This window comes from Acidisarcina polymorpha, from assembly GCF_003330725.1.
Taxonomy (GTDB): Bacteria; Acidobacteriota; Terriglobia; order Terriglobales; family Acidobacteriaceae; genus Acidisarcina; species Acidisarcina polymorpha.
Window position 1 is genome coordinate 4,892,428 of the sequence record NZ_CP030840.1, and the last position, 13,569, is coordinate 4,905,996.

At 57.0% G+C, this 13,569-nt stretch carries 13 protein-coding genes; 4 read left to right on the forward strand and 9 right to left on the reverse strand.

Annotated features, from left to right (window positions below; genetic code table 11):
* Window positions 1-31: 31 nt before the first annotated feature.
* Genes ACPOL_RS20725 through ACPOL_RS20735 form a run of 3 tightly spaced genes read right to left on the reverse strand, consistent with a single transcriptional unit; the run spans window position 32 to window position 2,941 of the window.
* Complete coding sequence (locus tag ACPOL_RS20725) at window positions 32-2,401, reverse strand: VirB4 family type IV secretion system protein (RefSeq protein ID WP_114208743.1); 2,370 nt, start codon at window positions 2,399-2,401, stop codon at window positions 32-34.
* Window positions 2,382-2,645: a VirB3 family type IV secretion system protein gene (locus ACPOL_RS20730; protein ID WP_114210949.1), complete on the reverse strand. Its 264-nt coding sequence runs from the start codon at window positions 2,643-2,645 to the stop codon at window positions 2,382-2,384. The genes ACPOL_RS20725 and ACPOL_RS20730 overlap by 20 nt, the downstream gene beginning before the upstream one ends.
* 14 nt (window positions 2,646-2,659) lie before the next feature.
* Complete coding sequence (locus tag ACPOL_RS20735) at window positions 2,660-2,941, reverse strand: hypothetical protein (RefSeq protein ID WP_414633385.1); 282 nt, start codon at window positions 2,939-2,941, stop codon at window positions 2,660-2,662.
* Window positions 2,942-3,335: 394 nt separating this feature from the next.
* Here ACPOL_RS20735 and ACPOL_RS20740 point away from each other — a divergent pair, with 394 nt between their 5' ends.
* The gene (locus ACPOL_RS20740) at window positions 3,336-4,541 is read left to right on the forward strand and encodes an AAA family ATPase (RefSeq protein ID WP_161557475.1); all 1,206 of its coding nucleotides are present in this window, start codon (window positions 3,336-3,338) and stop codon (window positions 4,539-4,541) included.
* Between the two features lie 341 nt (window positions 4,542-4,882).
* On the opposite strand, the gene ACPOL_RS20745 is transcribed toward ACPOL_RS20740, so the two are convergent.
* Both ACPOL_RS20745 and ACPOL_RS20750 read right to left on the reverse strand, forming a co-directional pair.
* The gene (locus ACPOL_RS20745; protein WP_114208746.1) at window positions 4,883-5,806 is read right to left on the reverse strand and encodes an alpha/beta hydrolase family protein; all 924 of its coding nucleotides are present in this window, start codon (window positions 5,804-5,806) and stop codon (window positions 4,883-4,885) included.
* A gap of 140 nt (window positions 5,807-5,946) precedes the next feature.
* Window positions 5,947-6,693: a TetR/AcrR family transcriptional regulator gene (locus tag ACPOL_RS20750; protein WP_114208747.1), complete on the reverse strand. Its 747-nt coding sequence runs from the start codon at window positions 6,691-6,693 to the stop codon at window positions 5,947-5,949.
* A gap of 56 nt (window positions 6,694-6,749) precedes the next feature.
* On the opposite strand from ACPOL_RS20750, the gene ACPOL_RS20755 reads away from it, so the two are divergent.
* Window positions 6,750-7,559, forward strand: coding sequence for an SDR family NAD(P)-dependent oxidoreductase (locus ACPOL_RS20755; RefSeq protein WP_114208748.1), 810 nt, complete (start codon window positions 6,750-6,752; stop codon window positions 7,557-7,559).
* A gap of 279 nt (window positions 7,560-7,838) precedes the next feature.
* Here ACPOL_RS20755 and ACPOL_RS20760 read toward each other — a convergent pair whose 3' ends face one another.
* On the reverse strand, window positions 7,839-8,810 hold the full coding sequence (locus ACPOL_RS20760) for an NADP-dependent oxidoreductase (RefSeq protein WP_201758915.1): 972 nt from the start codon (window positions 8,808-8,810) through the stop codon (window positions 7,839-7,841).
* Between the two features lie 160 nt (window positions 8,811-8,970).
* Between ACPOL_RS20760 and ACPOL_RS20765 the strand changes: the two genes are divergently transcribed.
* Window positions 8,971-9,597, forward strand: a complete 627-nt coding sequence (locus ACPOL_RS20765; protein ID WP_114208749.1) for a TetR/AcrR family transcriptional regulator — start codon at window positions 8,971-8,973, stop codon at window positions 9,595-9,597.
* A 181-nt stretch (window positions 9,598-9,778) separates the two neighbouring features.
* Here the strand turns inward: ACPOL_RS20765 and ACPOL_RS20770 are convergent, their stop codons facing one another.
* The 3 genes from ACPOL_RS20770 to ACPOL_RS20780 all read right to left on the reverse strand — a co-directional run bounded on the left by ACPOL_RS20770 (window position 9,779) and on the right by ACPOL_RS20780 (window position 12,299).
* Window positions 9,779-10,339 (reverse strand): DinB family protein, encoded by a 561-nt coding sequence (locus ACPOL_RS20770; protein ID WP_114208750.1) that lies wholly within the window; start codon window positions 10,337-10,339, stop codon window positions 9,779-9,781.
* 486 nt (window positions 10,340-10,825) lie between these two features.
* Window positions 10,826-11,965 carry a tyrosine-type recombinase/integrase gene (locus ACPOL_RS20775; protein ID WP_114208751.1) on the reverse strand — a complete coding sequence of 380 codons (1,140 nt, stop codon included), beginning with the start codon at window positions 11,963-11,965 and terminating at the stop codon, window positions 10,826-10,828.
* 103 nt (window positions 11,966-12,068) lie between these two features.
* A complete protein-coding gene (locus ACPOL_RS20780; RefSeq protein ID WP_114208752.1) occupies window positions 12,069-12,299 on the reverse strand; it encodes a helix-turn-helix domain-containing protein in 231 nt (76 codons plus the stop codon).
* 231 nt (window positions 12,300-12,530) lie between these two features.
* On the opposite strand from ACPOL_RS20780, the gene ACPOL_RS20785 reads away from it, so the two are divergent.
* On the forward strand, window positions 12,531-13,466 hold the full coding sequence (locus ACPOL_RS20785; protein WP_161557476.1) for a LysR family transcriptional regulator: 936 nt from the start codon (window positions 12,531-12,533) through the stop codon (window positions 13,464-13,466).
* The last annotated feature ends 103 nt before the right edge of the window (window positions 13,467-13,569 follow it).

The window sequence follows — 13,569 nt, forward strand, 5'->3', positions numbered from 1 at the left end:
GATGTCCTTTCAGTTGGGAGCGTGGATAGGGTTAGACAGTCTCGCCGAGGGCGAAGCGGGAGATGCCCTCGGAGAGTCCGTATTTGTCGATTAGCTTGGTCCGGCGCACCCGGTCCTTCGGCTTGGTTGAAAAGGTGGCGTAGCTGCGGCTGTCGAGATTGAGGGTGACAACCTTGGTCAGCCCGTCGCGCCGCATGTAAAGTCCTTCGCGATCCTGCAAGCTCTCGAAGAGAGCGAGCTGTTGCTCGTTCATCTTGAAAAGTTCGGCATACCGCTTCCTGTTGAAGGTGGCGTCTTTCAGGAAGAGAAACGAAGTGCAGGAGTTCACGATGCTGTCCGCATTCGCTCCAAGATCGTCGGCGGACTGGCCGATCATGGTCACGCCGCCGAGGTTCTTGCGAACGGTCTTGATGGAAGCGAGCGCACCATCCAAGAGCTGCTTGTTCTTCATCGAAGAGAAGATCTCTTCGATGAGAATGTGCTTCGGTACTCCGAGATTGGCCGGGTTGTAGAGCACATCATTGATTCGGCGTAGCAGCCACACCATCAGCGGCTCGATCAGGTCGGCGTACTGTTCCTTGTTAACGCCCTGGAAGTCGAAGCATTGGAGCCGAGAGAGTGAGAGGCTGTCTTCCACGTTGTCGAAGACGGCATTATAGATGCCCTTGCCAACCCACTTGGACAAATACCGGTCGAGCTTCTTCGGGAGGAAAAGATTGGAGAGGCGGCGATTCGCGGCATCGAGCAGGTACATATCCTGCACCGCCTTATGGATCACGTCGTCATCCTCCGGCTCAAGTTCCGCTCCGCCATTGGCGAGCAGGAGCTTGACGAACGAGTACAAGAATTTGATGTTGCTCTCGGTCGGCTCCAAGGCGAACGGGTTTACCCGTGGACCGTCCTTGCCAACGCGATCGACACGACCGCCATACAGTTCAACGACGCTTTCGTAGCTGCCGCCGATGTCGAAGATGTAAGTGAATCCGCCATATTTCTGCTCAAGCGAGATGATCTGATTTCCGTGCACCGACTTCCCGGTCCCTGTCGGACCAATGATGAGCATGACCCGTACGCCGTCCACATACACGTCCTGAAAGAACGGCGTCCTCGTGCGCGTCTCGAAGATGTTGAGGTACTCCGAATCGAGGTCTTCCGAGTGAGGATGTCCGATATGGGGAGCGAACACAGAGGAGAGGCGAGCGTGATGATCCTCTGCAAGCCACAGTGGAAAGACACTGAACTTTCGATTGCCGGGAAACATGGCGTAGAAGGCAGAGAGATTGCCAAGCGTCTCCTCCATCACCTGCGCACGCGCATCCACAAACACTCGATGCACAGTGGGAACGATGTCACGGAGCTGCTCTGGGCTTGTGGCCGCAAGAAGCAAACGAAGCGAAAACTCGCCCTGGGCTTTCTTGTCGAGAGAACGGATGACGTCGCTGAGGTCATCGACGTTATTGTTCGCGGCCTTCGCTCCGGCTCCCGTATCCAGCGAAGCGCTATCGCGCCCGCTCATCACCCGCTGCATAACGCCAACTTTGAAGAAGGAAATGAACTTCTCCTGGGCGTCGATCTCGCTGCGGGCTGCTGAAGTTGACTTCACCCGCCATGTCGAACACAGCACGCTATCGCAGTCGATAGTTAGCAGTCCGGAGAACATGCAAGGCCGGGATGCTTCGGGGGTCGTCTTGAGCGAGAACATTTGGACGTGCCGCTTGCCTACCTGCACATGATCGCTATGCCAGGCGACCGGACTCTTGACGATCTGGCGGTCAACACTGGTGTCTTCTCGGAGCTGATCGCGATCCGCCCACTCTTCAAGATTGAAGAGATAGCTAAAGAACTGGAAGGCTTCGGCCTTACCCAGCAGGTTGAGGCCGAGAGAACTTCCGAGGTGTCCTTCCAGCAATGTCGCTGTCTTCTCAAGGTCAGACAGCATACGGGAGGTATCGACCGCGTTCTCCTGCGGCTTGCGCTCGAAGGCTTTGGCCTTCGACGGCTCCAGCGTCAGGCACCAGTGGAGGTCGATGCGTCGAAAACCTGCCGTCTTGTCGAGATGGGTCAGACGGTCGCTGGCGAACGTCTCAGTCACCTCGTTCGCATACTGCTTCTCTCGGGGAAGATCGAAGCCGGACATGACACGGGTGTACTGATAGAGGCACGATCCCTCCGGCAGTCCGCGCAAAGCGCCTTCCACCTGACGAACGCGGGCCTCAAGTTCCAGGTCGGTCAGGGCTTCTTCATCCAAGCCAGTCAGAGAAAAGAGGCATCCGTAGCCGCCGCCCTTCAGGGCGAAGATGTTTGGCCCCACGAAGCGGGAGATGGGCACGATGCTGCAGGCCGCTCCCGCCTTCGCAAACCACGGGGTATGTTTTTGTTGTTCAGCGTTTGCGCGGGTCATAGTAGCTCTTCTGGTTGAGGCTCAGGCCCCAGAGTTGGAACATCTTTGGGTGTTTGCGGACGATCAGCCATGCGCCGCCCGCCAGTGTTGGAAAGCTAAGAATTGCCACTATTCGGAAACCGACGAGGAAAACCGTCACGCAGACAAACACGATGGCCATCCATGCCGAGAGGTCAAGCCCTAGCTTGGCTCTCGGCCTGTTCAACGCCTGATTGATCGGTAACGGTTCCCCCCGCTTGGTCATATGCATGGCAGCTCCTACATCGACTGCCCGGTGAGAGACCCAATCCAGCCCGCGCCCCATCCGAGAACGCCAGCACCAAACAGCGCACCGAAGAGACCCGGAATAGCGTCCTGAAAGCGACCGCTCATCATCCGAATGCCGGCGAAGATCAAACCGCCAAAACAGATGACAGCGCCGGCATAGACGGCAAACGTTTTGAATGTCCCCATGAGCGTCTGAGCGCCGGAGAAGTCCATCGTCCCCTGTGCGTGTGCGGCACTCGCAAAAGAGAGCGCGATTAGGGTTGGTGCCAACATACGCGCGGCGTTGGCAATCTTTTGTTTAGTGAAGCGTTGCGCCCACCTGTTGGCGAGCCGGGACTTAAGCTGAACTGTCGTCTTCATTAGCACCTCGATCAACCGTGGAATCGGTTGGGATATGCGTAACGTAGAGGCTCATCGTTTAGCGAGTCCAATAACTTTCGATAGCTCACTTATTCATAAAACGAATTAGAGGGTAAATTTTGCGGGTCCGATTCGGGCGACACTGGCCGTCGCCGCTCAGGTTCTGCGCGCAATTTCAAGCCATTCTGCGGCGATTCTTCAGAAAGAGTTGCGCTCTTATTTCGACATGGAGGGAGATACTGCAGGCGGAGTCGGGAAACTTCAGCAACATTGCGTAACGCACTCTTGCGTGATACAAAAGTGCGTGATGAATAATCCTTTCGAATTCGGTCGGGAACTGGGAACCGAAGAACTCGTAGATCGCGCAGACGAGGTTGCCGCGGTCGTTCAGACCATCCGCCAAGGCTCAAAGCTGTTCCTCGTTGGGCCAAGACGTTTCGGGAAGACCTCAATCCTCAAGACATCGGAAGATCGTCTGAGCACGACTGATGCCGTCGTTCTGCGGTTCGACGCAGAGAGCTACCCTGCGTTGGACACCTTCGTGACGAGCCTTATTTCAACCGCGGCAAAAGCTCTGAAGGGGCCTGTCGAACGGGTTGGAGAGCAAGTCCGCGGCTTCTTTTCCCGGCTTCGACCCGAACTGAGTTTCAACATTACCCAGGATGCTTGGAGCGCCAAGTTGGGAATGAATGTTGCATCAACCCAAGAGGCCCATCTGACCCTACTGGTTGAAGCCCTGAATGGCCTGGAAGCTCTCGCGGCGGCTCAGCCAAAGGGTCGACCGGTTGGCCTCATTGTCGATGAGTTTCAGAAAGTCATCGAGATGGGCGGCACCCAGGCCGAATCGCAAATTCGCGCGGCCATTCAGCGACACAAGCGGGTCGGGTATGTGTTCGCGGGCTCGAAGACGCGGATGCTCACCGCAATGACGATGGACGCGGCGAGACCCTTCTACCGGCTGGGTGCGGTTCGCTTCATTGGACCGGTGCCCAAAGCCGATTTTGTCGCATTTCTCCGTTCCAAGTTCGAAGAAAGTGGCTACCGCATCGAAGACGACGCTGCGCTTCAGGCCATTCTCGACTTGTCGGAAGAAGTGCCATACAACGTGCAGATGTTAGCGCACGCCTGTTGGGACCAACTGCGCACGCGGCCCAAGCAGACAGCCGTTCTCACCTCGATTCTCGTCCATGAGGCAATGAGCCTCATCGTGAGGCAATACGACCCTTTCTACACACAAATCTGGTCATCTCTCACCGCCGTTCAGCAGAAGACCTTGCTGGCAGTGATTCAAGAGGCTGGTGCTCGACTTCAATCTCAGAAGGTGGCGCTATCGGTGGGCAAAGGAGCCTCAACGGTACAGCGCGCTCTCGAAGCTCTCACCGACAAGGAAATCCTTCGTGAAGAGGAACACGAAGGCGGCGTCAGAATGAGATTTGAAGATCCATTCCTATCGCAGTGGATACGCGCATTCCCGGCGCGGGTCACAGGTTTCATCGTCCCCCAAACCCGATAAGGGACCTCCCAGCCAGTGGGACAAGGCGATCTTGGGGGACTGCGAAGGCAAACGACTCGTTGGTAGCAGACCGGGAACCGGTCTTTCAGAAGCACCTACCAAAATGACGAGAAGAGCGTTTCACAGGATCTATGTTGCGGGGACGGCACAAACCAGGTTCGATGGCTGCTGTAAACGCTCCATTTCCGCCGCAATCTGAGGGACAAACTCTTGTGACTGCTGGATGATTTTGCTTGGCAATTTTCCTGTTTAGAGGGTATCGCCGAGTGAACCCGCAGAGCTTAGCTGTTCAAATTGGCGTGAACGGCGTTTCTCGTTCACAGAAGACGGGGGCGTCCGGGTCACTTTGTCTCGATGCTGCCTTCCAGTGTGGCATCGGTTGTCAGTGCTGCAACCGTCTCGGCCCAGGCGGGTTCTCCGGGGTGGAGCGCGCTGCGGAGGAAGGCTGTTGAAAGGCGCTGGATCGCGGAGACCCGCTGGGGTCGTTCGTCCGTCGTCTCGCGCACCTCGTATCCGGGGATGCCGCCAAGCGAATGTTCGCCACCAAAGGCCGTGAACAACGCCTTGGGGGATGGGCTCAGATCGTAGGCGTCGCGCCACCAGTCGGCGCCGCGTGTCGAAAGCCTGCTCATGTCATGGTCGCCCACGACGAGCAGGGTTGGTGCCGTCATGGTCGAGAAATCTGGATACATGAACGGAAAGGTGCGAGCTGCATGTTCGGTCAGGTCGTTGCCGCTGCCGGGCGCCGCGAGCAGCACGCCCGCCTTGATGCGAGCGTCCTGCCTGTTGACCACCGATTCGTCGTCAGGATCTGGATGGGTGACACCGAGCAAGGTGCCGGCGGTCTGCCCACCCCAAGAATGACCGGCAACCGCGATGCGCGAGCGGTCGAGCCGTCCCCGGATCATCGGTGCCTCGCTCTCGATGCGATCGAGTCCGTCGAGCACGGCCGCCAAGTCTTCCTCACGGAAGCGCCAGAGCTGCGGGCGGCGAGGATCGTCCGGCGCGAGGCCCAGCGTTCGCGAATCCAGGTGCGTCGGTTGGATCACGACAAAGCCATGCGCCGCCCAATAGTCAGTGAGGGGGCCGTAGGCGTGAAGCGACTGACCGTTGCCGTGCGAGAAAATGATGACGGACAGCGCGTCGCCCGTGATTGGTGCGGACACTCTAACGTGCAGGTCAACGCCCCTGCGCGGTGACGGCAAGACAACGGGAGCGATGGAAACGACAGCGGATGGGCCGACTGCGGCGAGCGAACTGGACATCAGACGGGTACCTCCAAACTAGCAAGCGGATCGATGATCTATTAAAGATTAATCGGATCGTTATTCCGCTCCATCTCGAACCGCGCTACAGGAACGGGAGCCGGAATAATTTCTCTTGTGTTTCAGAATGTTTGCAGCAGTCATGCGTCGTCCTTTCGGCGTTCCGGTTCAGACGGGTGGGTTTCGGTGCGAGGGAAAAGGTGCTCAACCACTTTGGGCAGGTAGCGGTTGACGAAATTCTTTGCTGTTGCACCCTTGAAGAACTGCATCGCCTTCTCTTCAATCACCATGTTGGCAAGCCCGTGAAGGGCTGCAATGCCGCATAGCATCTCTGCCGAATCCTCGAAACTGCCCGGTTGCGGAACAGCGTTGGAACGGTAGGCGAGGACCGCATGTCCAAGGCGGATACCTGGCTCCTTGCTGGCCTTTGAGAGCCGTGGATCACTACGATCAACCAGATCGTTGCGAAACATCAGGCGGAAGTGCCCCGGGTAATCGATGGCGAATTTGATGAAGGCCAGTCCCACCGCGCGTACATCGGCAACGATGTCGTTCGAATGGCCAGCACCGTCGATATACCTTCCCGCTCGTTCGTAGGCCAGAATCGCCACCTCCGTCAGAAGTCCTTTCGCTCCGCCGAAGTGATGCGCGGGCGCCGCAGGCGACACACCGGCCCTCTGTGCGGCTGCACGTAGAGAAAAACCCTCGATGCCACCCTGCGCAATCATCTCGTCAGCAGCCTGGATGAGTGCCACGCGTAGATCGCCGTGATGGTAGCTGTCTCGTGCTTTGCAAATGATAGCAGGTTTATCTTGACGCTGTTTAGATAAGGGGTTAGTGTTGTGTAGAGTGGTCGAAGGGGTTGCCGAAGGATTGGTGCGGCTCATAACTAAACACTGTACAGATAAACGCCGAGGAAATACATTTCCGGCTGGAGGAATGCATGAGTAAGGTTTGGTTCATCACAGGAGCATCGCGCGGTTTTGGGCGTGTCTGGGCTGAGGCCGCATTGGAGCGCGGCGACAAGGTTGTCGCGACGGCTCGCAAACTGGAGAGCCTCGGGGATCTGAAGGAGCGATTTGGCGATAGCGTCCTGCCGTTAGAGCTGGATGTAACAAACGCCGTGCGTGTGCCCGTCGTGGTGCGCGAGGCCTTCGAGCACTTCGGGCGCGTCGATGTCCTGCTTAACAACGCCGGATACAGCCTGATTGCCACGACGGAGGAGGCAACTGACGAACAGATTGCAAACCTGTTCGACGCAAACTACACTGGCGTAGTGCGCGTTCTGCGCGCGGCTTTGCCCCTCATGCGGCAGCAGGGAGGCGGTCACATCCTCGGTGTGACAAGCAGCGTGGGTGTGGTCCCCGCACCGTTCATCGGTGTCTACTCCGCCACGAAAGCGGCTGCTGAAGCTTTGCACGAAGCTCTGGCCAAAGAGGTTGCGCAGTTCGGGATCAAGGTCACGATGATCGAACCTGGAGCGTATGCCACGGAGTTTGGAAAGAGCGCTACGCGAGCGAACACGCTGGAGGTCTATGACACTCTCCGCAAGGACTTCATCGGCACCCTGATGAAGTTAGAGCGCGGCAATCCCAAAGCTACGGGAGAGGCCATCCTGAAAGTTGTGGATGCGCCGGAACCGCCGCTGCGCCTCATCCTTGGAAGCACTGCGCTTCCAGAGATACGTTCGACGTATGCTGACCGACTCGCCACCTGGGATGCATGGAAGGCTGTTTCGGACTCCGCACAGTAAGGATCGACGCCTCTCGGCATCTCTCCCCTGGGAGCACGGGCAGCAATGCCGTGCTCCCGAACCAGCGCTGGAGTGTGACTCCCTTGAAGTCGCATTGTGTTGAGTGAATGACCGGGTGTCGAGGCGTACAGGTGTGAACGGGGCCAATTTCCGAGACCAGCGTTTCTCGTTATCTAGCCTGAACAAGGAGCATAAAGCCCCGTCACTACGAGTACGGTACGGGAAATCCTGGAGGTCGGCGGCCCTCAAGTGCGGAACATGAAGGCCGCCATCGCTGCATCATAGTGTGGATGAGGCTTGGTCCGGCAGAAGTACAAGCTTGCCGTGAGCTCGCCCGCTGAGGCTTTCTTCGACCGCTTCGCGCCAATCATCCAGGCTGAAGGTGCGAGTAACCGGGATTGTGAAACGTCCTTCGGCCGCAAGACGTGCGTAGTGACCGAGGACGTCATACCGAACGACCAGGTCGGGTTCGCTTCCTGACGTCCGCACCCCGAAATCTTTAGCGTCTGGATCGCCTATGCTCATCACCCGTTGTGGATCTCCCCCGACGAGCCTGATGAGATCGGGCAGCGCGCCCGAGGCCATCGCGGTTTGTAGAACCATGTCGATGGGGGCTCCAGCGGCAAGCTCGCGAACACGATCCACCATGCCAGCGCGGTACGATGTCACCTTCGCGCCGAGGTCCCGCAAACGGCTTGCAAAGGTATCGCCGGCGGTTGCGATTACCTGTGCGCCTCGCAGGATCGCGATCTGGACGGCCGCGAAACCTACCATCGTTCCTCCGCCGTTGATCAGGATGGTCTGATCCCTCTTCAGCCCGAGAAGATCGAGCGTGCGGGTCGCAGTCTCAATAGCCATAGGCAAAGCGGCGGCCGCGATCAAGCTGAGGCCATCAGGTACCGGCTCCCAGACCGCAAGGATCGCAAAGTTTGCTGCACCGGCGCTTGGCTGACTCATGAAGTCTGGCACGCCGAAGACTAGGTCGCCCACACTGACGTTCGACACGCCGTCGCCTAACGCATCAACTGCCCCTGACACATCCAGGCCGATGCCGCGTGGGAGCGAACTTGCCATGAAGCCCTGACACAGGGCCCAATCTGCAGGGTTGAGTCCGCAGGCGTGAACTCGCACGCGAATCTGACCGGCGCCTGGGCTGGGAATAGTAGAGTCTTCCAGTTGCAGTACCTCCAACGGTGCTCCGTAGCTATGCAGGCGAAGTGCTTTCATCGTGCGGGCATCTAGATTTGACATGATGTTTCTCCTCATTTTGGGCTGTCACGCAGCTGTTTGGGGTTGTTGAGAACAGGTGCAGGCTGCTGGACGTCAGGTAGAATCGTCAGTGACTGACAACGATTCACTTGCTGATTGATAGTACACGTATCGTCAGTCACTGACAATAAAGGAGCCCGCCATGCCGAGAAACAGCAGTGAAGTGCGTCGGCGTCTCCAACTGGCGGCTTTGGAACTGTTCCAGGAAGCTGGATATGAGGCAACTACGGCTGCACAGATCGCTGGGAGGGCCGGTGTTACGGAACGCACGTTCTTCCGTCACTTCTCCGACAAGCGAGAAGTGCTCTTTGATGGGGAGGCTTTGCTGAGCGAGGCTCTAACTAGGACGATCCGGAGCACGGCGCCTGAACTTGGCCCGTGGGATACGTTGTTTCACGCTTTCCAATCCGTGGAGCAGTTATTCATCGACAACCGCGCCTTTTCAGAGCCCCGCCTGCGTGTCATTGCCGCTAGTCCAGCACTTCAGGAGCGCGCGCACGCGAAAGAAAGATCTTTGACTCTAGCCCTTGCATCGGCATTGCTTGAGCGTGGCGTTGACAACTCGCTCGCAGTTTTGGCGGCACAGATGGGAATGGCGGCACTCGCTCATGCCTTTATGTCCTGGATTGCTGGCTCAGGCTCTTTACACCAACATCTCGTGCTTGCCTTTGACCAAGTACGCGATCTATCTTCATCAGGTTTACAAGGGGCTCAAAGTGCGCCAGCAGCGACCAAGTCCCGGAAGCGGCGTGAGGCATCGTGCGACTAGCGGTATCCGCTTCGTCTCACCTCCGCGTTATGCGAAGAGTCCTGCAAAGTCGGCTTCTTGTCACCAACCATTGACTGACGAGAAGCGCGTTTTCCGGGAGTAGTGTCACCAAAGCCCAATTTCCAACTCTATTGGAAACTGGGCAAACTTTGTAGAGAGCGAATACCTGACTTCTCGAGCTTTACTGCTTGGGCCGTGACTCCGGCGGCACAAGACCTGCAAGGCGGTAGTACACAACGAGCTGACCATAGTGTTCACCGCTATGCTCGATGATGCCGTAGGCAATGTCGATAACGCGCGATTTCTGCCCAGGCATATAGACAACTTCCGTCGACATGCCTTTCTCGCCTTGCGCCTGAATCGCGGTTGCGCCGTCGGCGAAGGATTTCTTGACGAAGGCAACGATATCGGCCTTGGACTTGTATTGCGCGCGCTTCGGACTTCCTTGATCCGCGAGAGGCTTTCCTGTCAGAGAATCCGTGAAGTAGTAGCATGAGCCCGCCGCGTGCAACAACTGCTCGGCGAAACTCCGTTCCGCAGGTGTCGGCTTGAAGTCATATTTGTCCTCGGGAAAATCTTCGGCCAGCGCGGTAAGCTTGCGGCCAATCTCATTCCAGGAATCGAGCACGACCTTTACCTCCAGTTCGGCAGGTTTGGCTGCGTCTTTTCTCGACGCGTCCTGAGCGTGGGCGGCAAATGCGAATGCCATCAGGACTAAAGCGAGAAACGGTAGTTTTTTCATCTTTTCCTCCCCATTTGCGTTCCGCTCATCATAGCGTTCCGGCTCTCCAGTCGATCACTCTTTCACGTTCCACTGGGCCATTTTCTCCCAAACCCCTGCCGCTTACCCGGTGTGGGAGGCTCCCGCGAAGTCGGCTTCTCGTCAGCAATGACGGAGCGGCGAAATTCCCCCCGATTCCCCGGCTTCATCGTCTCCGAAATCCGGTAAAAGTGGGAAAGGTGGTATGTTGAACCGAGTAGAGGGCGTTGGTCTTCAACCCGTTTTCAACCCGGAATACTAAATCGCTCAACGTACTTTCAACTACTTAGGACTCTTTACAGCTACCGGTCACGCCGCCTAACTCGTTGATAATACGTTAGTTGGTAAACTCATAACCCAAAGGTCGCTGGTTCAAATCCAGCCCCCGCAACCAATCCTTTCAACAACTTACAAGGATTGAGCCCTTCGGACAAACTCCCAAAAACTCCCAATAAGAAAAATCAGGCTTCAGGCGCTCATCCTGGCAGGGGTGAGTACCATCTGTACGACCTTCCCATTGGCCTCCCTTTTGGAAGCCGGCATGGCCTGTCCGTAGACGTTCATGGTCGTCTGGATCGAGGCATGTCGCATCAACTCTTGCTGCACCTTCATCGGAGCTCCGGTCTCGTCCAGCCACGAACGGTACGTGTGGCGGAACGTATGCCAGCCGAGCGCGCCCAGTCCCAACTTGTTCCCGAGCGGGCGGAGATGCCGCTTCTGGATCTCGGTGGGGTAGAAGGGCCGGCTGGTCATAGGATTTGCAAAGACCCAACCCTCTTCGGTCGGATAAGCCTTCGCACTCCAGGCCAGCATGACTGCGATGAGCGATTCATGCAGTGGTACATAGTCGTGGGAGTATTCGGTCTTCACGTCGTCGACCCGCCCGTTCACGATGCTGCGCTGAACGAGCAGTTGCCGCCGCTCGAAGTCGAAGTCGTCCCACTTCAAGCCCGCAATCTCGCTCACGCGCAGACCGAGGCACTGGGCAATGATGACCATCGTCTTGTAGGGCTCTTTGAGCGTCTGCAGGACGGCTTGGAACGATTCCACAGTGAGGATCATGGGACGCTGGCGGCGACGTGTGCAGTTCTTGACGCGCACCAGAGCGATGGGATTGCGCTGCTCGTTGAAGAGTTCCCAGCGAGCGGCACACTGATACATCAGGTGCATCAAGCTGCGAATGTGGGCCTTCGATTTGGGAGCCATATCGAGGTTCTTCAACCAATCTTCGACCGCCATCGGCCGAATCTTTGCAAGCAGATAATCCCCCCAACGTGGTTTCAGATGCCGTTCGATGTTGCTCCTATACGACTTGCCAGTGGAGTAGCGTTCCGGCAACTCCTCTTGAATGTATCGGTCGCACACACCGCCGAACGTCACCACGGCCATCCTCTGTTGTGGGGTTTCTGAGTTGAGTTTAAGGAGAAGGGCCTCAACCGCCTTCCGGGCTTGCGCTTCGGTCTTGTACTTGTCCACCGAACCGATGGTGCAGGTCTTGCGTGTCCTGTCCCCATCCGAGGTTGACTCGTAGTACCGAAACTCCCAGGCGTCCGATCCCTTCGCCCGCTTCTTTGTGACGAGACTGCCAAACTGATAACAAGCGCGCATCTCAGGTTTCCCTTCGACCCGCAGCACTTCTAGCTACTCTGAGGATAGCTGATGCGGAGGGCTGATTTGTCGAAATAAGCGGTGGAAAGCCGCGGTGCACGGCTCACGCGGAGAGGCGGTTATCGATCCAGTTAGAGAGGCTTGATGGCCGGAACCGCCAGAGCTTTCCGACTTGAACGCCTGCAATCTGCCCTCGCTGCGCCATGCGTTGCAAGGTACGCGGGTGTACTCCCAGGACAGCTGCGGCTTCGTGGCTGTCCAGTAAAAGTTCCACTTCTTTGCCAGCAATGACGCTCACCGGCACTGCTCGACTGACGGGTTTCTTGTCGGTCATCTCGGGGCTCCTGACTTCGCCCTTAGAATCCGTGACCGACTTGATTGCTGTCCAATAACAATCCGGGAGCCTATTATTCCGTGACGGAATACACCGGGCTCATTGCCTCACCAGGCTCGGTTGCCAACCGTTAACGAAAAGGTTCTTAATACACCAGAGACGGATTCGGGTGCAAGCCCGTTTGACCCGATGACCGGCGCTTCTCAGAGCTTTCGCATGAGGTCCTGGGCCATGAGTCAAATCGAAATCCATCATCTCAGAGGCGCTGTAGCCATAGCCGACGAACTCAGCTTTTCGCGTGCAGCATCTCGTTTGAAAATTACACAACCGGCTCTAACGAAGCAGATTCAAGTCCTGGAATCAATCCTCGGCACGATCTTGTTCTTGAGGAGCAATCAGAGGGTCGAGATCACAGACCCCGGTAAGATTTTTGTGGAGAACGCTCGGACAAGCCTCCTCAGTTTGGATCGTGCGGTCTTCCTTACTCGGGCCGCGGCTAAGGGTGCCGAAAGCGTGCTTAATTTCGGCAGTTCGCCGTACGTTGATCCTTTCCTGATCGCGACCATGCTTTCTCTGCGTCTTCCGTTGTTTTCCACCTTTCACGTTCACGCATATAGCAATCTGTCGCCTCAACTGACAATGCAAGTCATGACAGGCGAATTGGATATCGCCCTTGTTGCGGCCGGCGTTCCCAATCGTCAGCTTAATTCGCTTGAGGTGTCCAATCAACCTCTCTACACTTTGTTCGGTAGGGACGAACCTGCCGCCAAGAAGCAAGCTGTCAGCTTGGCTGACTTCGACGATCGGGTATGGGTTCTCTTCGGCAGACATGTACACCCGGTGCTCTATGAGGAGATTCTTTCGCAAAGCTTTCTATTGGGAATAAGGCCCCGTGACATCCAACACGTCACCTCTGCGGAAGAGGCTGCGCGTTTTGTCACACAGGACCGCGGTATCGCATTCCTTACTCGGACCGGTGCTTGGCGTGTGGCGCATCACGGTCTAACCATGCGACCCATGACCGACCAAGAGCTCCGCGTCCGCACGACGCTCATAACGCGGGGTGATAACAACAGCCGCCTGCTGAGTGATTTCGTGAGGTCGGCGATGAAAAAATTAAAGTCCAATGGGATTGCTCGCCAGAGAGAACTCCCGCTTACTGGCTAGGATGCGAGATGAGGATCATTGACGTCGATGATCCTGTCGTTTAAGGGTCCTTCGTGGCCACACTTTGAGCAGCGAAAAATCCCTCTTGTATCTGGGGTGCCAT

What these genes read in the sequence shown, in the direction of transcription:
- ACPOL_RS20725 (WP_114208743.1), bottom strand. Translation starts at nt 2,401, where the DNA reads ATGACCCGCGCAAACGCTGAACAACAAAAACATACCCCGTGGTTTGCG.
- ACPOL_RS20730 (WP_114210949.1), bottom strand. Translation starts at nt 2,645, where the DNA reads ATGACCAAGCGGGGGGAACCGTTACCGATCAATCAGGCGTTGAACAGG.
- ACPOL_RS20735 (WP_414633385.1), bottom strand. Translation starts at nt 2,941, where the DNA reads ATGTTGGCACCAACCCTAATCGCGCTCTCTTTTGCGAGTGCCGCACAC.
- ACPOL_RS20740 (WP_161557475.1), top strand. Translation starts at nt 3,336, where the DNA reads ATGAATAATCCTTTCGAATTCGGTCGGGAACTGGGAACCGAAGAACTC.
- ACPOL_RS20745 (WP_114208746.1), bottom strand. Translation starts at nt 5,806, where the DNA reads ATGTCCAGTTCGCTCGCCGCAGTCGGCCCATCCGCTGTCGTTTCCATC.
- ACPOL_RS20750 (WP_114208747.1), bottom strand. Translation starts at nt 6,693, where the DNA reads ATGAGCCGCACCAATCCTTCGGCAACCCCTTCGACCACTCTACACAAC.
- ACPOL_RS20755 (WP_114208748.1), top strand. Translation starts at nt 6,750, where the DNA reads ATGAGTAAGGTTTGGTTCATCACAGGAGCATCGCGCGGTTTTGGGCGT.
- ACPOL_RS20760 (WP_201758915.1), bottom strand. Translation starts at nt 8,810, where the DNA reads ATGTCAAATCTAGATGCCCGCACGATGAAAGCACTTCGCCTGCATAGC.
- ACPOL_RS20765 (WP_114208749.1), top strand. Translation starts at nt 8,971, where the DNA reads ATGCCGAGAAACAGCAGTGAAGTGCGTCGGCGTCTCCAACTGGCGGCT.
- ACPOL_RS20770 (WP_114208750.1), bottom strand. Translation starts at nt 10,339, where the DNA reads ATGAAAAAACTACCGTTTCTCGCTTTAGTCCTGATGGCATTCGCATTT.
- ACPOL_RS20775 (WP_114208751.1), bottom strand. Translation starts at nt 11,965, where the DNA reads ATGCGCGCTTGTTATCAGTTTGGCAGTCTCGTCACAAAGAAGCGGGCG.
- ACPOL_RS20780 (WP_114208752.1), bottom strand. Translation starts at nt 12,299, where the DNA reads ATGACCGACAAGAAACCCGTCAGTCGAGCAGTGCCGGTGAGCGTCATT.
- ACPOL_RS20785 (WP_161557476.1), top strand. Translation starts at nt 12,531, where the DNA reads ATGAGTCAAATCGAAATCCATCATCTCAGAGGCGCTGTAGCCATAGCC.